The 21643-nt window shown below is 69.5% G+C and carries 8 protein-coding genes and 2 pseudogenes; 9 read left to right on the top strand and 1 reads right to left on the bottom strand.

From position 1 onward, the window contains the following. The first annotated feature begins 93 nt into the window (after positions 1–93). The 7 genes and pseudogenes from U5805_RS04020 (at position 94) to U5805_RS04045 (ending at position 17631) form a co-directional block, all read left to right on the top strand. On the top strand, positions 94–2301 hold the full coding sequence (locus tag U5805_RS04020) for a TonB-dependent siderophore receptor (protein ID WP_322102146.1): 2208 nt from the start codon (positions 94–96) through the stop codon (positions 2299–2301). 46 nt (positions 2302–2347) lie between these two features. Beyond that, a pseudogene (locus U5805_RS31755) lies at positions 2348–5611 on the top strand (amino acid adenylation domain-containing protein); the annotation flags it as partial. A 3-nt stretch (positions 5612–5614) separates the two neighbouring features. Then, positions 5615–10231, top strand: a pseudogene (locus U5805_RS31760) (amino acid adenylation domain-containing protein); the annotation flags it as partial. Beyond that, the gene (locus tag U5805_RS04030; protein WP_322102148.1) at positions 10228–11274 is read left to right on the top strand and encodes an ABC transporter substrate-binding protein; all 1047 of its coding nucleotides are present in this window, start codon (positions 10228–10230) and stop codon (positions 11272–11274) included. The pseudogene U5805_RS31760 and the gene U5805_RS04030, both read left to right, overlap by 4 nt. Further along, positions 11271–13301, top strand: coding sequence for a Fe(3+)-hydroxamate ABC transporter permease FhuB (fhuB, locus tag U5805_RS04035; RefSeq protein ID WP_322102149.1), 2031 nt, complete (start codon positions 11271–11273; stop codon positions 13299–13301). Before U5805_RS04030 ends, fhuB begins: the two co-directional genes overlap by 4 nt. Before the next feature lie 25 nt (positions 13302–13326). Then, entirely contained in the window at positions 13327–14991 is a 1665-nt protein-coding gene (locus tag U5805_RS04040; protein WP_322102150.1) for a cyclic peptide export ABC transporter, read from the top strand. 156 nt (positions 14992–15147) lie between these two features. Further along, positions 15148–17631 (top strand): penicillin acylase family protein, encoded by a 2484-nt coding sequence (locus U5805_RS04045; RefSeq protein ID WP_322102151.1) that lies wholly within the window; start codon positions 15148–15150, stop codon positions 17629–17631. A gap of 86 nt (positions 17632–17717) precedes the next feature. On the opposite strand, the gene U5805_RS04050 is transcribed toward U5805_RS04045, so the two are convergent. Further along, on the bottom strand, positions 17718–18434 hold the full coding sequence (locus U5805_RS04050; RefSeq protein ID WP_322102152.1) for a TetR/AcrR family transcriptional regulator: 717 nt from the start codon (positions 18432–18434) through the stop codon (positions 17718–17720). Between the two features lie 366 nt (positions 18435–18800). Between U5805_RS04050 and U5805_RS04055 the strand changes: the two genes are divergently transcribed. Together U5805_RS04055 and U5805_RS04060 are read left to right on the top strand one after the other, a co-directional pair. Continuing rightward, a complete protein-coding gene (locus tag U5805_RS04055) occupies positions 18801–20066 on the top strand; it encodes a Zn-dependent hydrolase (RefSeq protein ID WP_322102153.1) in 1266 nt (421 codons plus the stop codon). Positions 20067–20226: 160 nt separating this feature from the next. Next, a complete protein-coding gene (locus tag U5805_RS04060) occupies positions 20227–21621 on the top strand; it encodes an NAD(P)-dependent oxidoreductase (protein ID WP_322102154.1) in 1395 nt (464 codons plus the stop codon). The last annotated feature ends 22 nt before the right edge of the window (positions 21622–21643 follow it).

The raw sequence follows: 21643 nt of genomic DNA on the forward strand, positions 1-21643 counted from the left end.
GGAAAAATTTTGAACAGGGCGGACGGCATGAATCGGGGATGGGGCGAAGCGGCATCGCACAACAGGGATAACGGATTAACGGGCGCGCGAAGGATGAAGGTACGCACGATCACGGCCGTGGTGGCGCTCGCGATCGCGAGAATCGCCAGCGCGCAGACGGCGGCGCCCGTGGCGGCGTCGGGCGCGCTCGCGCAACCGTCGGCACAACCGGCGCAGTCGGCGCAACCCGCACAACCGGCACAGTCGGGCCAGCAACTGCCGGCGGTGGTGGTGCAGGGCACGCGCGACGCCGAAACGGCCACCGGCCCCGTGGTCGGCTACGTCGCGAAGCGCAGCGAAGCCGGCACCAAGACCGACACGCCCATCATCAAGGTGCCGCAGGCGATCTCCGTGGTCACGCGCGACCAGATGGACGTGCAGGGCGCGCAAAGCGTGGCGCAGGCGCTGCGCTACACCTCGGGCATGAACCCCGAGCAGCGCGGCACCAACACCGATTCGCTCGAATATCTCTACGCGCGCGGCTTTCTCGTCGACGAATTCTGGAACGGCTTGCGCACGCCCGGCCCCAACGGCGGCTTCGGCTACAACGTCACGAGCTTCGATCCGTACATGTTCGAGCGCATCGAATTGCTGCACGGCCCGGCTTCGGTGCTGTACGGCCAGGGCTCGCCCGGCGGCACGGTCAACCTCGTGAGCAAGATGCCGACCGAGACGCCGTTCCATGAAATCGGCCTGCAAACGGGCAGCTACGGCCGCATTCAGGGCTTCTTCGACATGAGCGGTCCCGTCGACAAGAACGGCACCGTGCTGTACCGCGTGACGGCCGACGGTTTCAACACCGGCACGCAAACCGACTACGTGAACGAGCAGCGCTTCTCGATCGCGCCGACCCTCCAGTTCCGCCCGAGCAGGGACACCACGTTCACCGTGTTCGCGAACTATCAGGCGGACCCGGAAGCGGGCATCTACAACTCGGTGCCGTACACGTGGCACAGCCGCAGCGAGAATCCGGGCGAGCCGACCTTCGACAGCTTCCGCAAGACCCAGGAGTCGATCGGCTACCAGTTCGAGCATCGCTTCAACGACGTGTGGTCGGTCAAGCAGAGCTACCGCTTCCTGCACAACAGCCAGACGATTCAGTACGTGGGCAACGACGGCTTCACGACCGGCACCAACACGCTCGCGCGCACCGCGTATCTCAACGACGGCATGGTGAATTCGCACACCGTGGACAACCAGGTGAGCGCGAAATTCGACACGGGACCGGTCAAGCACAACGTGACCGCGGGCCTCGATTACCAGAACATCCAGTTCGACCACTACTTCTACGGCAATCTGACCTCCACGCCGGGACTCAACGAAAACAATCCCATCTACGGCCAGACGATCCCGTATCCGAACTTCATGTTCGCGACCTCGGACGCCTATTCGGTCAAGCAGCTCGGCGTCTACGCGCAGGATCAGCTCGATGTCGGCAAGTGGTCGTTCCTGTTCGGCGTGCGCGAGGACTGGGCCAACGAGGACACGACTTCGTACAAGACCGGCGCGACCACCACGCAGTTCAACCGCGCCTTCACGTGGCGCGCGGGCGGCGTGTATCAGTTCGACAGCGGCATCGCGCCGTACTTCAGCTACTCGAAGTCGTTCCAGCCGCAGGTGGGCAGCTCGTATAGCGGCCAGGCGTTCGCGCCGCTTTCGGGCGAGCAGTACGAAGTGGGCGTGAAGCTGCAACCGAAGGGCTATAACAGCTTCATCACGGTGTCGGCGTTCCATCTCGACGAGAACAACGTCGCGACCACCGACCCGCTGCACGCCGGCTTCAGCGTGCTCACGGGCCAGGTGCGCTCGCAGGGCTTCGAGGTGGAAGGCCACGCGAGCCTCACCAACAACCTGCAATTGATCGCGAGCTACACGTACACGAACCTGCTCAACACCAAGAGCAATTCGGCGACGCTCGACAAGGCGCCGGTGGGCATTCCGCGCAACACGGCTTCGCTGTGGGCCGACTACACGGTTTCGGCCGGGCCGCTCGCGGGGCTGCTGTTCGGCGGCGGCGTGCGCTATATCGGCGGCTCGTACGGCGACACGGCCAACTCGTTCGAAACCATGTCCGCCACGCTCGTGGACCTCTCGCTGCGCTACGACCTGGGCCGCCGTTTCTCTAGCCTGCAAGGCTGGAGCGCCTGGCTCAACGTTTCGAACCTGCTCGACCGCAAGTACTTCGCCTCGTGCATCGGCGCGAATTACTGCTATTGGGGCGAAGGCCGCCTGCTCACGGCGGGAGCGAAATATCAGTGGTAAATCCTCGGGAGGCAGTGCTGCGATGCATGTTCAAGCAGATGGATCGATGAGTACGGGCGGCGCGCCGCTCGCGTGGCAGCGGCTGTCTCCCGTGCAAGAGGGCATGTGGTTCATGCAACGCCTCGCGCCCGCTTCGGCTGCGTGGCATCTGGCGCGCGCGTTTCATTTGCGCGGGCCGCTCGACGGCGCGGCGCTCGCGCGCGCCTTGACGCGCGTGCGCGCGCGCCAGGCCGTGCTGCGCACGCGCTTCGAGGAACGCGACGGCACGCCGTATCAGATCGCCGATCTTCGCGCCGATACGCCCTTGGCCGTGGTCGACCTGTCGGCGCACGACGCCGCCGCGCGCGAGGCGGCGCTCGACGCGAAGCTCGAAGCCGAGGCGCGGCGCCCGTTCGATCTCGCGCGCGAAGGCGCGGCGCGCTTTTGCCTCGTGAAGCTCGCGCCGGACCGGCATGTGCTTTCGGTCGTCGTGCATCATCTGATTTCCGATGGCGGCTCGAACGCCGTGTTCGCGCGCGAATTCGCGCAGGCATACCGCGACGCCGTGCAAGGCAAAGATAATTCGGCATCCGAAACGATTGCATGGAGTTATGCCGATTTCGCCGCGTGGCAGCGCGCGCGACTGTCCGGCGCCAAGGCGCAGGCCGATCTCGCATGGTGGCGCCGCTATCTCGGCGCGCCCGGCGAAAGCTTCGCGGGAGACAGTTTCGCGGGGGAAAACTTTGATTTGCCGGGCGATTTCGCGCCCGCTCCCGAAGCCGAACGCCGCGCGCACGCGCACACGTTTGCGCTGCGCGCCGGCACGCTGGACGCCGTGCGCGCGCGTTGCAAGGCCGAGCGCTGCACGCCCTTCGTCGTGCTGATGGCCGCGTATCAACTGCTGCTGTGGCGTCACGCGGGCAGCCGCGACTTCTGCATCGGCGTGCCGACGAGCGGGCGCACGCTCGCCGAATGCGAAGACCTGATCGGCCTCTTTATCGACACGCGCGCGCACCGCGCGCAAATCGATCCCGCCATGACGGGCCGCGCGCTGCTCGCCAACGTGCGCCACGCCACGCGCGCCGCGCTCGATCACGCGGACGTGACCTTGCCGATGCTGGTGGACGCGCTTGGCATGCGCCGCGAGGCGGGCCGTCATCCGCTGTTCCAGACGCTGTTCAACGTGCAGGGCGCGGCGGCGGCGGGGCCGTTGTCGCTCGACGGGCTGGACGTGGACATCGTCGATGCCGAAAGCCCGCTCGCGCGCTTCGACCTGAGCTTCGACGTGCGCGTGGCGGCCGGCGCCGTCAACGTGACGGCGCGCTATGACGCCTCGCGGTATCGCCCGGAAACGGTCGCGCGTTGGTGCGCGCATTACGAGGCGCTGCTCGCGGCGCTGTGCGCCGATCCCGAGCGCGCCGTGGCCGAACTGCCGTATCTGGGCGCGAGCGAGCACGCGCAGCTTGCGGCCTGGAGCCGCGCGCACGCCGACTACGGCCCGAGCGTGCCCGTGCATCGCCTGTTCGAGCGCGAGGCCAGGGCGCATCCCGGCGCGCCCGCGCTGTTGTTCGACGGCGATACGCTGAGCTACGCCGAACTCGACGCGCGCGCGAACCGCCTCGCGCAGCGGCTGCGCCGTCTTGGCGTGGGGCCGGACGTGAAAGTGGGCATGGGCGTCGAGCGCTCGGTGGAGATGGTGGTCGGCCTGCTCGCAATTCTCAAGGCGGGCGGCGCGTACGTGCCGCTCGACCCCGACTATCCGGCCGAGCGCCTCGCGTACATGATCGCGGACAGCGGCATCGGCTTGCTGCTCACGCAGCGCGCGCTGCGCGAACGCTTCGCGGCGCTGCTGCCGCGCGCGGCGCGGGATGCAGCGCCGTGCGCCGTGCTCGAACTCGACACGCTCGACCTCGCGCACGAAAGCGACGAATGTCCCGACGTCGCGCTCGACGCGGAAAATCTCGCCTACGTGATCTACACGTCGGGCTCCACGGGCCGGCCCAAGGGCGCGGCGAACCGGCACGGCGCGCTCGGCAACCGGCTCGCGTGGATGCAGGCGGCGTATCGGCTCGACGCGCGCGACACGGTGCTGCAAAAAACGCCGTTCAGCTTCGACGTTTCGGTGTGGGAATTCTTCTGGCCGCTCATGACGGGCGCGCGCCTCGCGCTCGCGCGGCCCGGCGATCATCGCGATCCCGCGCGCCTCGTGGCGTTGATCGACGCGCACCGCGTCACCACGCTGCATTTCGTGCCGCCCATGCTGCAAGCGTTCGTGGCCGCGCTCGATGGCAGCGGCGCGGCGTGCGCGAGCCTGCGCCAGATCGTGTGCAGCGGCGAGGCGCTGCCCGCGACGCTGCAAGACCAGACGCTCGCGCGTTTGCCGCAGGTGCGGTTGCACAACCTCTACGGCCCGACCGAAGCCGCCATCGACGTTACGCACTGGACTTGCCGCGCCGGCGACGCCGTGGTGCCGATCGGCCGCCCCATCGCCAACGTGAGCACGCACGTGCTGGACGACGCGCTCAACCCGCTGCCGGCGGGCGTGGCGGGCGAACTCTATCTGGGCGGCGCGGGGCTCGCGCGCGGCTATTTGAACCGGCCCGCGCTCACGGCCGAGCGCTTCGTGCCCGACCCGTTCGAGGCGGGCGCGCGGCTGTATCGCACCGGCGACCTCGCGCGCTGGCGCGCGGACGGCGCGCTCGAATATCTGGGCCGGCTCGATCATCAGGTGAAGATTCGCGGCTTTCGCATCGAACTCGGCGAGATCGAAGCGGTGCTGCAACGCCAGCCCGGCGTGGAAACGGCCGTGGTTGCCGCGCACGACGGCCCGAACGGCAAGCGGCTGGTGGCCTGGGTGAGTGCGCGCGCGGGCCGGCGCATCGCGCGCGACACGCTGGCGAAGGGGCTTGCCGCCGAGTTGCCCGACCATATGGTGCCCGCCGCGTGGGTCGAGCTGGCGCGCTTTCCGCTTTCGCCGAACGGCAAGATCGACCGGCGCGCGCTGCCGCTGCCCGAACAGGACGAGCGCGCGTGGGAAGCGCCGCAAGGCGCGGCGGAAAGCGCGCTCGCGGCGATCTGGGAGCAGGCGCTGGGTGTCGCGCGCGTGGGCCGTCACGACAATTTTTTCGAACTGGGCGGCGACTCCATCCTGAGCTTGCAGATCGTCGACCGCGCGCGCCAGGCGGGCTGGAAGCTCACGCCGCGCCAGGTGTTCGAGCGCCAGACGGTGGCGCAACTGGCGGCGCTCGCGCAAGCGCTCGACGTCCGTCACGCCGATACCGCCCGCGACGCCGCGCGCGAAGCGCCCGCGGGCGCGCCCGCCGCGCTCCTGCCCATGCAGGCGTGGTTCTTCGATCAGCCGATCCCGCAGCGTCACCACTGGAATCAGGCCGTGCTGCTGACGAGCCGCGCTCCGCTCGACACGGCGTTGCTCGCGCGGGCGCTGCACGCGCTGGTCGGGCATCACGCGGCGCTGCGCATGCGTTACGACGAGCGCGGCGCGCGTCATGGCGAGGCGAGCGCGCCCGAAACGCTGCTTTGGGTGCGCAAGGCGGCTTCGCCCGAGGCGATCTTCGCGCATTGCGAGGAAGCGCAACGCAGTCTCGATCTCGCCCGCGGCCCGCTGCTGCGCGCGCTCGCCATCGAAATGGCGGACGGCAGTTGGCGGCTGATGCTCGCGATCCATCACCTGGCTGTGGACGGCGTGTCGTGGCGCTTGCTGGTCGCGCAATGGCGCGAGACGTACGCGGCGCTGAAAAACGGCGCGCCGCCCGCGCTGCCCGCCGCGACCTCGTCGACCGACGCGTGGGCCGCGCGGCTCGCCGCGCACGCGCGCACGCCCGCGGTGCGCGACGAAGTGCGCTACTGGCAAGACGTGGCGCGCGTGAGCGCCGCGCTTCCGTGCGACATGCCCGAAGGCGCGAACACCGTCGCGCAGCAACGCCACGTCGCGTTCGCGCTCGATCGCGAAGAAACGCATGCGCTGCTGCACGAAACGGGCGCCGCGTGGCGCACGCAGGTGAACGACGTGCTGCTCACGGCGCTGGGCCGCGCGTTGTGCGACTGGAGCGGCGCCGCCCGGATCCGCGTCGATCTCGAAGGCCACGGCCGCGAGGATCTTTTCGACGACATCGACCTGAGCGGCACGGTGGGCTGGTTCACGAGCCTGTATCCGGTCGCGCTCGACGTGCGGGGCGATGCGCCTGCCGCGTTGCGGCGCGTGAAGGAGACGCTGCGCGCCGTGCCCGCGCGCGGCCTGAACTACGGCGCGCTGCGCTACCTCGGCGACGAAGCGTCGCGCGCCGCGCTCGCGCAGGTCGCGCCTTCGCAGGTCGTGTTCAATTACCTCGGCCAGTTCGACCCGCACTTCGACGAGTCGCAGGCGTGGCAGCTCGCGAGCGAAACGGCGCCGCGCACCGCCTCGCAGAACGTCGCGCCAGGCATCGCGCAGGCCACCTCGCAAGCCGCCGACGCGCCGCTCGCCTATGCGCTCTCGGTCAGCGGCAAGGTGCTCGACGGCGCGCTCGTGCTCACCATCGGCTATAGCGGCGCGCGCTATCGCACGGCCACCGTCGAACGGCTCGCCGCCGCATTCGGGGCCGCGTTGCGCGAACTGATCGCGCGCTGCGCGAAGGTGGCGAGCGCGACGCCGTCCGACTTTCCGCTCGCCGCGCTTGATCAGGACGAACTCGACGCGCTGCCGCTTACGCTGGCCGACGTCGACGATCTTTATCCGCTCACGCCGATGCAGTCGGGCATGCTGTTTCACGCGCTGTATGCGCGCGGCGGCAGCGTGTACCTGAACCAGTTGCGCGCCGATCTCGACGGCCTCGACGCCGCGCGGTTTCGCGCCGCGTGGCACGCGCTCGCGCAGCGCCACGACGTGCTGCGCACGGGCTTTGTCGCGCAAGGCGAAGGCTGGCTGCAATGGGTCGCGCGCGCGGTGGCGTTGCCGTTCGAGGAACACGACTGGCGCGCGCGCGCCGCCGCGATGGGTCATGCCGATCTCGAAGCCGCGCTCGACGCCTTCGCCGCCGAACAACTCGAACGCGGCTTCGAGCTTTCGCGCGCGCCGCTGCATCGGCTTGCGCTCGTGCGCACGGGCGAGCGTCGCTATCGCTTCGTCTGGACGCATCATCATCTGCTGATGGACGGCTGGAGCGTCTCGCAATTGCTCGGCGAGGTGCTGCGCCACTACGCCGGCGAGGCGTCGCCCGCGCCCGGCGGCCATGCGCCCGGCGACTTCGCGGACTACCTTCGCTGGCTGCGCGGCCGCGACGCGCAGGCGAGCGCCGCGCACTGGCAAGCGCTGCTCGCGCGCCTGGACGGCCCGACGCGTCTTGCCGAAGCGTTGCCGAAGCGCGCCGCGCAGGCGCCGGGCCACGCGCTGCATACGGTGGAGCTGGACGCCGCCGCCACCGCGCGCCTCGTGGCGTTCGCGCGCGAGACGCGCGTGACGGTCAACACGCTGTTGCAGGGCGCGTGGGCGCTGCTGTTGCAGCGTTATACGAACCAGCGCGCCGTGGTGTTCGGCGCGACGCTCGCGGGCCGTCCCGCCGACCTGCCGGGCGCGGCGCACCTGCTCGGCCTCTTCATCAACACCGTGCCCGTGGTGGCCGAGCCGTGCCCGCACGCGCGGCTCGGCGACTGGCTGCGCGCGCTACAGGCGCAGGGCATGGCCGCGCAGGAGCACGCGCACACGCCGCTGCACGAGATCCAGCGCTGGGCGGGCGCGAGCGGGCAAGGGTTGTTCGACAGCCTCGTGGTGTTCGAGAACTATCCCGTCGATGCCGTGCTCAAGGAGGCGATGCCGGGCGGCCTCGCGATCGCCAACGTGACGGCGCGCGACGAAACGAGCTACGCGCTCACGCTGGGCGTGACGCAGGGTGAAACGCTGCGGCTCGGTTTGCGCCATGCGCGCGAAGCCATTGCCGATGCCGACGCCGCGCGGCTCGCGCAGCATATGGCGCGCTTGCTGCGCCACATGGCGTTCGAGCCCGGCGCGGCGCAACAGCCGCTCGGCGCGTTCGACGGCTGCGGCGAAGGCGAGCGCGAGGCGCTGATCGCGCTCGGGCGCGAGCCGGCGCAAGCCGGCGAGCCGCTGCCCGTACACGAGCAGATCGCCGCGCGCGCCGCGCAAACGCCCGGCGCGCTCGCCGTCGTCGCGGGCGATACGCGCATGACTTACGGCGAACTGAACGCGCGCGCCAACCGGCTCGCGCATCGCCTCGCGCGCGCGGGCGTGGCGGCGGAAACGCGCGTGGGGCTGGCCGCCGACCGCTCGGCGCAGATGATCGTCGCGATGCTGGCCGTCATGAAGGCGGGCGGCGCGTATGTGCCGCTCGATCCCGCGTACCCGGCGCAGCGCCTCGCGCACATGATCGAGGACAGCGGCATCCGCCTCGTGCTCGCGCACGGCGCGCAGGCAAACGCCGAGGCGCCGGTGCCCGCGCACGTGCGCACGATCGACATCGACGCGCCGGATCTCGACGACGAACCCGCGCACGATCCGCACACCGCGCCGCACGCCGGCAATCTCGCCTACGTGATCTACACCTCGGGCTCCACGGGGCGCCCGAAAGGCGTGGGCGTCGCGCACGGCGCGCTGGCGGCGCACTGCGCGGCCGTCGGCGCGCGTTACGGCATGACGGCGGCGGACCGCGAACTGCACTTCGCGTCGATCAATTTCGACATCGCGCACGAACGCTGGATCGTGCCGCTGTGCGCGGGCGGCGCGCTCGTGATCGCGGAGCCCGCGCGCTGGTCCACGGCGCGGCTGATCGACGCCATGCGCCGCGAGCGCGTTTCGGTGGTGTTCCTCACGCCTTCGTATCTGAACAATCTCGTGGCCGAGTGCGCGCTCGAAGCGAATGCCGCCGATGCGCAAGCGCTGGCCTTGCGCCTGTGCATCGTGGGCGGCGAGGCGTGGAGCGGGCAGGCAATGCAGGCTGCGTGCCGCGCGCTGCCGGGCTGCCGCATCGTCAACGCCTACGGGCCGACCGAAACGGTGATCGCGCCCACGGCCTGGGACGCCGACGCGGCGTTCGAAGGCGCTTATGCGCCCATCGGCAGGCCGGTCGGCGCGCGCGTGGCCTACGTGCTCGACACGGCGATGCGGCTCGTGCCGCGCGGCGCGGCGGGCGAGCTGTACCTGGGCGGCGCGGCGCTCGCGCGCGGCTATCTGCAACGGCCCGCGCTCACGGCCGAGCGCTTCGTGCCCAATCCGTTCGACGGCACAGGCGGTCGTCTCTATCGCACCGGCGACCTCGTGCGTTGGCGCGACGACGGCGCGCTCGACTATCTCGGCCGGCTCGATCAGCAGGTGAAGCTGCGCGGCTTTCGCGTGGAGCTGGGCGAAGTGGAGGCGGCGCTGCTCGCGCAGCCGGGCGTGCGCGAGGCGGTGGCGATGGTCGAAGGCAACGGCGGCGGCGCGCGTCTGCTGGCGTACGTCACGCCGGGGCCGCAGTCGAAACCGCAACCCGAAGCACTCGACCCGCAAGCGCTGAAGCACGCGCTCGCGCGCACCTTGCCCGACTACATGGTGCCTTCGTCGATCGCGATCCTGGACGCGTTGCCGCTCACGCCGAACGGCAAGGTCGACCGCCGCGCGCTGCCGGTGCCGCAGCCGCAGGCCGCGCACGCTTACGCCGAGCCGCAAGGCGAAACCGAAGCGGCGCTCGCGCGCCTGTGGAGCGAGGTGCTCGGCATCGGCCGCGTGAGCCGTCACGATCACTTTTTCGAACTGGGCGGCGACTCGATCCTGAGCCTGAAGCTGCAACGGCGCGTGGCGCGCGAGTTCGGCGTGGAAGTGGAGCTGGCGGCGCTGTTCGCGGCGCCCACGCTCGACGCCTATGCGCGCGCCGTGGACGAGGCGCGCGTGCGGCACGACGGGCGTCACGCCGCGCCGGACGCCGATACCCTGCAATCCCTTCTTTCCGATTTGATGCAATGAACCGTAGGGCCATGCTTGCCGCGCTGCTGGGCGGCACTTTTCTCGCCGCCGGCGGGCGTGCGCGCGCCGCCGCGCCGCGCCGCGTGATCGTGCTCGACTGGGGGCTCGCGGAACTCACGCTCGCCATCGGCGTGGTGCCCGTCGGCATGGCGAACACGCCCGGCTTCCGGCGCAATTTCACGGCGTGCCCGGTGCCCGATTCGGTGGTCGATCTCGGGTTGATGTTCCAGCCCAACATGGAGCTGATGCTCGCGCTCAAGCCCGACCTGATCGTCATCACGCCCGCGCATGCGCCGATGCGCGGCGCGCTCGAACGCATCGCGCCCACGGTTACGCTCGGCATGTTTCGCGCGAGCGCCACGCCGTACACGGCGGCGTGCGAAGAGACGATGCGTCTCGCGCATCTCTACGGTTGCGCGCCGCAGGGCGAGGCCGCCGTGGCGCGCTCGCGGCGCGCGGTCGCGCAGGCGCGCGCGCGGCTCGACGCGCTGCCCGCGCACGCGGCGACGATCTATCTCGCGCGTTTTGTCGACGAATCGCATTTGCGCGTGTTCGGCGCGCACAGCCTGTTCGGCGAACTGCTCGCGCAACTGGGCTTGCGCAACGCGTGGGGCGGCGCGAACGGCGCGGCGGTGGCGATGACCGGCTTCGATGCGCTCGACGCCGACCCGCGCGCGACGCTCGTGTACGTGAAGCCGCTGCCCGCGCTGACCGCGGCGATGATGCAAACGAGCCGCATCTGGCAGGCCATGCCGTTTGCCCGCGCGGGCCGCATGACCGGCATGGCCGAGGTGCCGCCCGAGGGCGGCATTCTGAGCGCGGCGTACTTCGCGGGCGCGCTGGTCGATGCGCTCTCGAAGTTGTCCGCCGATGGGGAACCGGCGCAGGGCGTTGCGCGGCCGGGTCGATTGGCGGGCAACGCGTCGGCGGGCAATGCATCGGCGGGCAATGCATCGGCGGGCAACGCATCGGCGGGCAATGCATGGGCGAGGAACGCATCGCCGCCCACCGAGCGAAGCCCCCAAACCGCGGAGGCCGCATGAAGCAAGCCCTGAGCGCGCCCTTCGCGCCGTCGCGCCGAACGCCGCTCGTGCCGGTCTGCGCGCTGTTTGCGTTCGCGGCGCTGCTGTTCGCGCTGCGCCTCGACACGCGGCTCGCGCCCGCGTTCTGGTGGCAGGCGCTGTTCGCGCCCTCGGACACCGACGTGACGCAACTGCTCGTGCATTACGGCGACTTTCCGCGCGTGGCCGTCACGCTGCTGTGCGGCGCGGCGCTGGGCCTCGCGGGCGTCGCGACGCAGCAGGTGCTGCGCAACCCGCTCGCCGAGCCCATGACGCTCGGCATCTTCTCGGGCGCCTGGCTGGCGCTCGCGCTCGCCACCGTCTATGCGCCGTTCCTGCTCGCCGGCGGCCGCGACGCCGTGGCGCTCGCGGGCGGCGCCGTGGCGCTGGCGGCCGTGTTCGCGCTGGCGGCGCGGCGCGGCATGTCGCCGCTCGCGCTGATCCTCGCGGGCATGATCGTCAACCTGTGCGGCGGCGCGTTCTGTCTCGCGCTCGCCATCGCGCATTACGACTTGCTGAGCGGCTTGCTGGTGTGGGGCGGCGGCTCGTTCGCGCAACACGACTGGCGCGTGGCGCTCGCGCTGGCCGCGCGCTTCGTGCCGTGCGCGCTGCTGTTGCTGCTGTGTCTGCGGCCCATGGCGGTGTTCGATCTCGGCGATACCGTGGCGTCGAGCCTCGGCGTTTCGCTGCGCGCCACGCGCGGCATCGTGCTCGCGCTCACGCTCGCGATAACCGCATGCGTGGTGAGCGCCGTGGGCGTGATCGGTTTCGTCGGGCTCGCGGCGCCCGCCATTGCGCGGCTCGCGGGCGCGCGCGGCCTGCGCGAGCGCGCGATCTGGTCGCCGCTGATCGGCGCGGCGCTGCTGTGGCTCGCCGATCAACTCGCGCAACTGGGCACGGCGCGCCTGCACATGGCGATTCCCACCGGCGCGATCACCACGCTGATCGGCGCGCCGCTGTTGCTGGTCATGCTGCGCCGCCTGCGCGGGCGCCCCGATCTCGCGCAAACGCCCGCGCAGCCCGGCGTGCCGCTGTCGCCGCGCGGCATGCGGGCGGTCGCGCTCGCGAGCGCGCTGGCGTTGGCCGCCGTCGTCGCGATCTCGCTCGCGCTCGGACGCGGCCTCGCGGGCTGGCATTGGAGCAGCGCGCCCGAAGCGGCCGCGCTGTTGTTCCTGCGCGCGCCGCATGTCGTCGCGGCGGCGGGCGTGGGCGTGCTGCTCGCGCTGTCGGGCGGTATCGTCCAGCGCATGACCGGCAACCCCATGGCAAGCCCCGACTTGCTCGGCATTTCGGCGGGCGGCGCGCTCGGGCTTACGGGCGCGCTCTTTCTCACCGCGCATCCCGGCTTGCCCACGTTTCTCGCGTGGTGCGCGGCCGGGTCGATGCTCACGCTTTGCGCGCTCGTGCTGATCGCGCGCGCCTCGTCGTTTTCGCCCGACACGCTGATCCTCGCGGGCATGACGTTGAGCGCCGCGTTTCAGGCCGTTTCGGTGATCGCGGTTTCCAGCGGCGACCCGCGCGTCATCATTCTCTACAATCTGCTGGCGGGCTCGACCTACAACGTCGGGCCGGTCATGGCCGCGCTCGTCGCCGCGTGCGCGCTGCTCGCGCTCGCCGCCGTGCCGCTGTGCCGCCGCTGGCTGGAAATCCTGCCGCTCGGCGACGCGGTTTCGGCGGGTCTCGGCGTGCGCATCGCCGGCGCGCGCTTCGGCCTCCTGATGCTGAGCGCGCTGCTGAGCGCCGTGGCCACGCTCGTGATCGGGCCGCTGTCGTTCATCGGCTTGATGGCGCCGCACATGGCGCGCATGCTCGGCATTCGCCGCGCCGTGCCCCTGTTGTCGGTCTCGGCCGCGTTCGGGGCGACGTTGATGGTCGGCTCGGACTGGCTCGGCCGCTGGGTGCTGTTTCCCCAGGAAATGCCCGCCGGCGTGATGGCCACGCTGCTTGGCGGCTTCTATCTGATCCTCACGATGTTCCGGCGTCCGGCCCCAGACCGGCCCGGTTCCTGACGCACCCACCGTCTCAAGGAGTCTCATGTCTTTGCTCTTGAAGCTCGCGCGCAATTCACGCTGGACCTTGTTCATCGCGCTCATCACGAGTCTCGTCAGCGGCTTCGGCAACGCCGGGCTCGTCGCGCTCATCAACCAGGCGTTGTCCGCCTCCAGCGCGCAGCTTGCGCGGCTGGGCTGGCAGTTCGTCGTGCTCGGCGTGATCGTGCTCGCCACGCGCACCGTTTCGCAAACCCTTTTCATGGACCTCGGCCAGCGCGCCAAGGCCAGCTTGCGCATGCAGACGATACGGCGTCTGGGCGACGCCTCGTTCCGTCACCTGGAGCAGCAGGGCGCGGCGCGCTCGCTCGCCGTGCTCACGCAGGATCTCGACGCCATCGTCATGCTGTTCGTGCGCATGCCCGCGCTCGCGATGCAAAGCGCCGTGATCGTCGGCTGTCTCGCGTATTTGAGCGTGCTTTCGTGGCCGATCCTGCTGGTGGCGATTCTCACCATCGGCATTGGCGCGGCGGGCTTTCGCGTGGCGAACGGGCGCGCGTTGTTTCATCTGCGCGCGTCGCGCCAACGCGAGGACGACCTCGTGCGCCACTTTCGCGCGCTGTTCGACGGCGCGAAGGAATTGAAGCTGCATCGCCTGCGCCGCGCGGCCTTTATCGACGACACGCTTTCCACCAACGTGGAAGCCGTGCGCGTGCAGCGCACGCGCGGCTATGTGCTCTACGCGGCGGCGGCGAGCTGGGGCAGCTTCATTCTGTTCGCGTTCATCGGCATTACGCTGTTCGTGGTCGCGCGGCAGTTTCCCGTGTCCACGCATGTGATGTCGGGTTACGCGATGGTGTTTCTCTACATGATCATGCCGATCGAGTCGCTGCTTTCGGCCATTCCGAACATCAGCACCGCGCGCGTGGCGCTCGAGCGCATCGAGCAGGTGAGCGCCGAACTGCCGCTCGAAAGCGGACTCGACGCGCCCGTGAAAAACGCGTTCGACAGCATCGTGCTCGACGGCGTGACGCACCGATACTTTCGCGAGAAAGAGAACGACGTGTTCACGCTCGGGCCGATCCATCTCGCGTTCAAGCCGGGCGAGCTCGTGTATCTGATCGGCGGCAACGGCAGCGGCAAGACCACGCTCGCGAAGATGATCGTGGGCTTGTACCCGCCCGAAAGCGGGCGCATCGTGCTCAACGGCGCGCCGGTCGGCGAAGCGGATCGCGACAGTTACCGGCAGTTGTTCTCGGTGGTGTTCAGCGACTTCTTCCTGTTCGACAGCCTGCTCGGCATGCGCTTCGACGGGCTCGACAACACGGCGCGGGAACTGCTCGTGCATCTGCAACTCGATCACAAGGTGAGCATTCGCGACGGCGCGTTTTCCACGCTCGAACTCTCGCAAGGGCAGCGCAAGCGGCTCGCGCTGCTGGTGGCGTACCTGGAGGACCGGCCGTTCTATCTCTTCGACGAATGGGCCGCCGACCAGGACCCGCTGTTCAAGGACGTGTTCTATCGCAAGCTGCTGCCCGAGTTGAAAGCGAAAGGCAAGACCGTGGTGGTCATCACGCACGACGACCGCTATTTCCCGCTCGCGGACCGCTATATCAAGCTCGAATACGGTCAGCTCGTGGAGAGCGGCGCGGGCGCCGATCTGGGCGCGCGGTATGCGGGCGCGGGCGGCAAGGCGAATCTCGCGGCCTGAGGTGTGTTTGATCTTGCCGACTTGCTGATCTTGCGCTTTGTCGTGCGTTTTGTCGTGCGTTTTGTCGTACGCTTCGTTTTGCGTTTTGTTTTGTGCTTCGTGTGGTTGGGAACGAACGGGACGCGGGCCGGCAGTACGAATCCATAATCGAAATCGATGAAAAAACTCCCCGCAGCAAGCCGCTTTTTCGCTGGCGCGGCGTGCGCCCTCGTGCTGGGCGCGTGCGCGAACTCCGGCGTGAATTCGAGCGCGGCTCCTACGCAGGCAACATCGCACGAGCCGTACCGCGCCGAGATTCGCCGCACCGCCGACGGCATTGCGCACATTCGCGCGAACGACTGGGGCGGGCTCGGCTACGGCACGGGCTACGCACAGGCGCAGGACACGCTCTGCACGCTCGCCGACGCCTTCGTGACGTATCGCGGCGAACGTTCCGCGCAATTCGGTCCCGACGCGAAGCCGCCCGCAGCCGCTTCGTTCGGCCAGCCGCGCAATCTCGACGCCGACTTCTTCTTCCGCTTCGTGGCGGGCGACGACGCCGTGGCACGGTTTCGCGCCGCGCAAACGCCGCGCACGCGGGCGCTCGTGGCGGGTTTCGCGGCCGGTTACGACCGCTATCTCGACGATCTGCGCGCGGGCCGCTTCGCGGGCGCGCATGCCGCGTGTTCGAACGCCGCGTGGCTGCGCCCGATCGACGCCGACGACGTGTATCGCCGCCTGATTGCCGCGACGCTCGCGGGCGGTGAGGCGCATTTCGTGGCAGCCATCGCCAACGCCACGCCGCCTTCGGCCACGGCGGCGCCCGCCGCCGCGCCGGACGAAGCCGCGCCGCATGCCGCCATCGACATCGCTCCGTCGCGCTTCGAGATCGCGCAGCGCGACGGTATCGGCAGCAACGCCATGGCGTTCGGCGCGGGCCAGACGCGCGAGGGCGCGAGCCTGTTGTTCGGCAATCCGCACTGGTTCTGGCAAGGCCCCGACCGTTTCTATGAGGCGCAGCTCACCATTCCCGGCCAGCTCGACGTGGCGGGCGCGTCATTTCTCGGCGTGCCGGTTGTGATGATCGGTTTCAACCGCAACGTTGCGTGGACGCATACGGTTTCGCAGGCGCGGCGCTTCGGCATTTTCCAGCTTGCGCTCGTGCCAGGCGCGCCCACGCATTACCTTTACGACGGCCGTGACGAAGCCATGCAGGCCGTGCGCGTGACGGTGCCGGTGCGCGAGGCCGGCGGCACGCTCGCGAGCGTCACGCGCACGCTGTATCGCTCACGGTTCGGACCGCTAATCAATCTGGCGTCGATGTCGCCGGCGCTCGCGTGGAATGCGCAGCATGCGTTCGCGCTGCGCGACGTGAACGCCGACAACGCGCGCGTGTTCGAGAACTTCCTCGCGTGGGACGGCGCGGCGTCGCTCGACGATTTCATCGCGATCCAGAAGCGCTACGCGGCCGCGCCGTGGGTCAACACCTTCGCGATCGGGCGCGGCGACGCGCGCGTGTGGTTCGCCGACATCGGCGCGGTGCCGGGCGTGAGCGACGCGCTGGCGCAGGCCTGCACGCCCGCGCTCGGCCGCGCGTTCGACGCGAAGGCGCCCGGCGTGCCGTTTCTCGACGGCTCGAAAAGCGCCTGCGAATGGCAAAGCGCGCCGAACGCGCCGCAGGCGCGGGCGCTGGGCGTGGCGGACATGCCTTCGCTGCTGCGCGACGACTACGTGGGCAATTTCAACGGCAGCTATTGGCTCACGAATCCCGCCGCGCCTCTCACGGGTTTCCCGCGCGTGACGGGCATCACCGGAACGCCGCAGAGCTTGCGCACGCGGCTCGGCCATGCGCTTGCCGCGCAGTTGCAGGCGGCGCCGGGCGGCGTCACGCGCGCGGCGCTGGAGCAGGGCGTGCTGGCGAGCCGCTCGATGTCGGAAACCTTGTTGCGCCGGCCGTTGCTCGACGCGGTGTGCAAGCACGATGCGCCCGACCTTGCGCCTGGCTTTGCGCCGGGCAGCGACGATGCCGATGTCGCGCAAGCCTGCGCCGTGCTCGCGAAATGGGACGGCACCGCGCGCACAAGCGCGCGCGGCGCGAATCTGTGGGACGAGTTCTGGCACCGCGCGAGCGCGTTGCCGCCCGAAAAGCTGTATCGCACGCCGTTCGATCCCGCCGCGCCGCTCACCACGCCAAGCGGTCTCGACACCGCCGACGCGGCTACCGTTGCCGCGTTGCGCCACGCGCTGGGCGAAGCGGTGCGCGCGCTGCGCGGCTTTGGTTTCGCGGCCGATTCCACGCGCGGCGAGCTGCTCTACACGCAGCGCGGCGCGACGCGCGTGCCGCTTTACGGCGGCTGCAACGACGCGGGCTATTTCACCGTGGTCTGCGCGCAGCACCCGCTCGACGCGGGCGGCTATGCCATGGACGGCAGCGGCCACGGCGACAGCTACGTGCAGGTCGTGAGCTTCGGCGAGCACGGTGTGGATGCCGACACGCTGCTCGCGCATTCGCTCTCCGACGACCCGGCTTCGCCGCATTACAGCGACGCCACGCGCGAGTTCGCCAGCGGTACGTGGCGGCGATTCCGCTTTACCGCAAGCGAGATCGCCGCCGATCCCGCGCTGACGGTCACGACGTTGCAGGCGGCGCCCAAGCCGTAGTTCGTGTTGCGCAAAGCGTGCCGCCCGCGCGTGCATGGCGCGGCGGCAGCATGCCAACCGCGCGCCAACCGCGCGCCTCAAGCGCCTCAAGCGCCGGGCGAGCGCGCGCCGCAGGCGCGCAGAATCATCGTCACCACTTCTTCCGTCGTCGCTTCGAAGCGCTTTGCCGAAAGCGCGCGCTTGCCCGCGAGCGCGTGAATCTGCGCTTCGAAATCGGCGTAATGCTGCGTGGTCGCCCAGATCATGAAAAGCAGCGTTTGCGGATCGACGGGCGCGAGCAAGCCCTTCGCGATCCAGCGCTCGATCAGCTTCACGCGCGTGTCCATCCACGGCTTCACGCGCGCGAGCAAAATGTCCTGCATATGCGCCGCGCCGCTGATGATCTCGTTGGCCCACACTTTCGAGCCTAGCGGCCGCCGCCGCGAGAGCGCCATCTTGGCGCGCACGTATCCGCCGATCGCCTCGGCGGGGTCGTCGCTCGCATCGAACAGGCCGGCGGCGGCGTTCCATTCCTCGAACACGTCGTCGAGCACGCGCCAGTAGAGCGCGAGCTTGGTCGGAAAGTAGTAGTGCAAATTGGCTTTCGGCAAACCGGCGCGTTCGGCGATCAGCGCGGTGCTCGCGCCTTCGAAGCCGCGCTCGGCGAACACGGCTTCGGCGCAGGCGAGCAGATGCGATTCGTTCGAGGCGCGAATGGAGGCTTTGCGGCGGCGCGGCTTGTGCGCCGCGTCAGCGTCCGGCGGCGGCGCGGCGCCGCGTGCTGCGATTGGCGCGGCTCGCGCGGTGGGTTCGTCGTCGCGCATGACGTTCGGTCCGTTGGAATAAGAGAAAACAGCGCAGCGGGAGTGCGCGGGTTCGGCTCATTGTAGCGACGATGCCGGCACGTCGCGCGTCGGCCGGCATCGGGAAAAACGCGCAGGACGCGCGCGGGCCGGTTTCGCGGGCGCGGCTTTTTTTCGCGCACTGCAACATGGATGGCACGGTTCTCGCTCGTAAGACCGCATTGAATTCGCCGACTTTATCGTCTAAAACCTGTCCAATCGGACAGGATTCGGAAAGCGCGATATCGGGCGTCCTCACGCAGCAGCGCGACATGCACCGGATTCGCGCTTCGCGCCCCACACCGTGGCATGCATGCACGTTTGACGAACACGCACAGGAGAACACGCATGAACGCAGTAAGCGAAGCCGCGCTGACCACGGCGATTCACGTGAACGGTCAACGCCTGTGGGACAGCCTGATGGAAGTGGCGAAGATCGGCGCCACGCCCAAGGGCGGCGTGTGCCGTCTCGCGCTCACCGACCTCGACAAGGCGGGCCGCGATCTCATCGTGCAATGGGCGAAGGAGGCGGGCTGCACGGTGAGCGTGGACAAGATGGGCAACGTGTTCATGCGCCGCGCGGGCCGCAACGACGACCTGCCGCCGGTGATGACGGGCTCGCACGCCGACTCGCAGCCCACGGGCGGCCGCTTCGACGGCATCTACGGTGTGCTGGGCGGCCTCGAGGTGATGCGCGCGCTCAACGATCACGGCATCGAAACCCGGCGTCCGATCGAAACCGTGATCTGGACCAACGAGGAAGGCTCGCGCTTCGCGCCCGCGATGGTGGCCTCCGGCGTGTTCGCGGGCGTGTTCTCGCTCGACTACGGCCTTTCGCGCAAGGACGTGGACGGCAAGACGATCGGCGAGGAACTGGCGCGCATCGGGTATGCGGGCGACCTGCCGTGCGGCGGGCGCAAGATTCACGCGGCGTTCGAACTGCATATCGAACAAGGGCCGATTCTCGAAGCGGAGCGCAAGACCATCGGCGTGGTGACGGACGCACAAGGCCAGCGCTGGTACGAAGTCGTGCTGACGGGCCAGGAAGCGCACGCGGGCCCCACGCCCATGCCGCGCCGCCGCGACGCGCTGCTGGGCGCGTCGCGCGTGGTGCAGCTCGTCAACGAAATCGGCTTGCGTCATGCGCCGCTCGCCTGCGCGACGGTCGGCATGATGCAGGTCCACCCCAACTCGCGCAACGTGATTCCGGGCCGCGTGTTCTTCACGATCGACTTCCGCCATCCGCAAGACGACGTGCTCGCGCAAATGGACGCGGAACTGCGCGAAGGCATTGCGAAGATCGCCGCGCAAGGCAAGCTCGAAACCGAACTCGAGCAGATTTTCTATTACGCGCCCGTGCCGTTCGATCCGGCCTGCGTGAATTCCGTGCGCGCGGCGGCGGAACGCTTCGGCTATTCGAACCGCGACATCGTGTCGGGCGCGGGCCACGACGCGTGCTATCTCGCGACTGTCGCGCCCACCTCGATGGTGTTCGTGCCGTGCATCGACGGCATCAGTCACAACGAAGTCGAAGACGCGACGATCGAATGGATCGAAGCGGGCGCGAACGTGCTGCTGCACGCCATGCTCGAACGCGCGAACGAGCCCGGCTGACGCGCGCGCTTTTTCGCTGTTGCTGTTTCGTGCAGTTCGGATAGAGATCGAACGAGCGGACCCAGAGCCGCGCGGTTTTCCCAGGCTTCCCCACGTACCGGCCGTGCGCTTCGCGCGCGCGGCCGGCGGACCCGTGTTTTGCCTCGCAAGGAGCACCCGGATGTCCCAGCCCACCTCGAATGCCGCCGATGGCATCGCTTCAGGCCGCCTTACCGCCGAACAACTCGGCTGCCGTTTCGCCGATGTCGCGCCGCCGCTCTCCGTCAACGCGGCCGTGATCGCCGCCGACCGCTGCCATTACTGCTACGACGCGCCTTGCGTAGCGGCATGCCCGACCGGCATCGACATTCCCGGCTTTATCCGCAAGATCGGCAACGGCAACGTGAAGGGCGCCGCGCGCGACATTCTCAGCGCGAACCCGCTTGGCGGCATGTGCGCGCGCGTGTGCCCGACCGAGATCCTGTGCGAAGGCGCTTGCGTGCGAAATCATCAGGATAACGAACCGGTTCGGATCGGCGCGTTGCAGCGCCACGCCACCGACTTTCAAATGGCGCGCGAAGCCGCGGGCGCGCCCGCGCTTTTCAAACGCGCGAGCGAAACGGGCCGCCACGTTGCGGTGATCGGCGCGGGGCCGGCGGGTCTCGCCTGCGCGCATACGCTCGCGCTCGCCGGGCATCGCGTGAGCGTGTTCGACGCGCGCGAGCGGCCCGGCGGCCTCAACGAATACGGCATTGCCGCGTACAAAACGGTCGACGACTACGCGCAGCGCGAAGTGCAATGGCTGCTTTCCCTCGGCGGCATCGAACTGCATCAGGGGCAGCGGCTGGGCCGCGACTTGACGCTCGCGCAATTGCGCGCGGCGCACGACGCGGTGTTCGTCGGCGTGGGATTGGGCGGCACGCACGCGCTTGCCGTGGAAGGCGAATCGCTCGACGGCGTGCTCGATGCCGTGGATTTCATCGCGCGTTTGCGCGCCGCGAACGATCTGTCGCGCGTGCCCGTGGGCCGCAAGGTGGTGGTGATCGGCGGCGGCAACACGGCAATCGACGCCGCCGTGCAAAGCCGCAAGCTGGGCGCGGAGCAGGTGACGCTCGCTTACCGTCGCGGCGCCGCGCAGATGAGCGCGACCGGGGCCGAACAGGAATTCGCGCGGACGCAAGGCGTGATGCTGGCCGAGTGGATGAAGCCGGTGCGCATCGTGGCGGCGGCGGGCAGCGCGCGCGTGCAAGCCGTGGAATTCGAGCGCACGTCGCTCGACGCAAGCGGCGCATTGCGCAGCACGGGCGAGATCGTGCGCGTGGAGGCCGACATGGTGCTCAAGGCCATCGGCCAGACGCTGTTGCCCGAAGGACTCGACGGGCTGGAGCGCGCGGCGGGCGGCGGGCGCATTGCCGTGGATGCGGACGGCGCGACTTCGCTCGAAGGCGTGTTCGCGGGCGGCGACTGCGCGGGACACGGCGCGACCGATCTCACCGTTCAGGCGGTGCAGGACGGCAAGCTCGCCGCGCGCGCGATCGACCGCTTTCTCGCGAATCAGTCGGTGAAAGCCGCCTGATTCCGGCGCACGACACCTCGAA

The organism is Paraburkholderia sp. J41 (assembly GCF_905220235.1).
Lineage (GTDB): Bacteria > Pseudomonadota > Gammaproteobacteria > Burkholderiales > Burkholderiaceae > Paraburkholderia.

Coding starts and splice junctions, on each gene's coding strand:
- fhuB (WP_322102149.1), top strand. CDS start 11,271: ATGAAGCAAGCCCTGAGCGCGCCCTTCGCGCCGTCGCGCCGAACGCCG.
- U5805_RS04055 (WP_322102153.1), top strand. CDS start 18,801: ATGAACGCAGTAAGCGAAGCCGCGCTGACCACGGCGATTCACGTGAAC.
- U5805_RS04040 (WP_322102150.1), top strand. CDS start 13,327: ATGTCTTTGCTCTTGAAGCTCGCGCGCAATTCACGCTGGACCTTGTTC.
- U5805_RS04020 (WP_322102146.1), top strand. CDS start 94: ATGAAGGTACGCACGATCACGGCCGTGGTGGCGCTCGCGATCGCGAGA.
- U5805_RS04045 (WP_322102151.1), top strand. CDS start 15,148: ATGAAAAAACTCCCCGCAGCAAGCCGCTTTTTCGCTGGCGCGGCGTGC.
- U5805_RS04050 (WP_322102152.1), bottom strand. CDS start 18,434: ATGCGCGACGACGAACCCACCGCGCGAGCCGCGCCAATCGCAGCACGC.
- U5805_RS04060 (WP_322102154.1), top strand. CDS start 20,227: ATGTCCCAGCCCACCTCGAATGCCGCCGATGGCATCGCTTCAGGCCGC.
- U5805_RS04030 (WP_322102148.1), top strand. CDS start 10,228: ATGAACCGTAGGGCCATGCTTGCCGCGCTGCTGGGCGGCACTTTTCTC.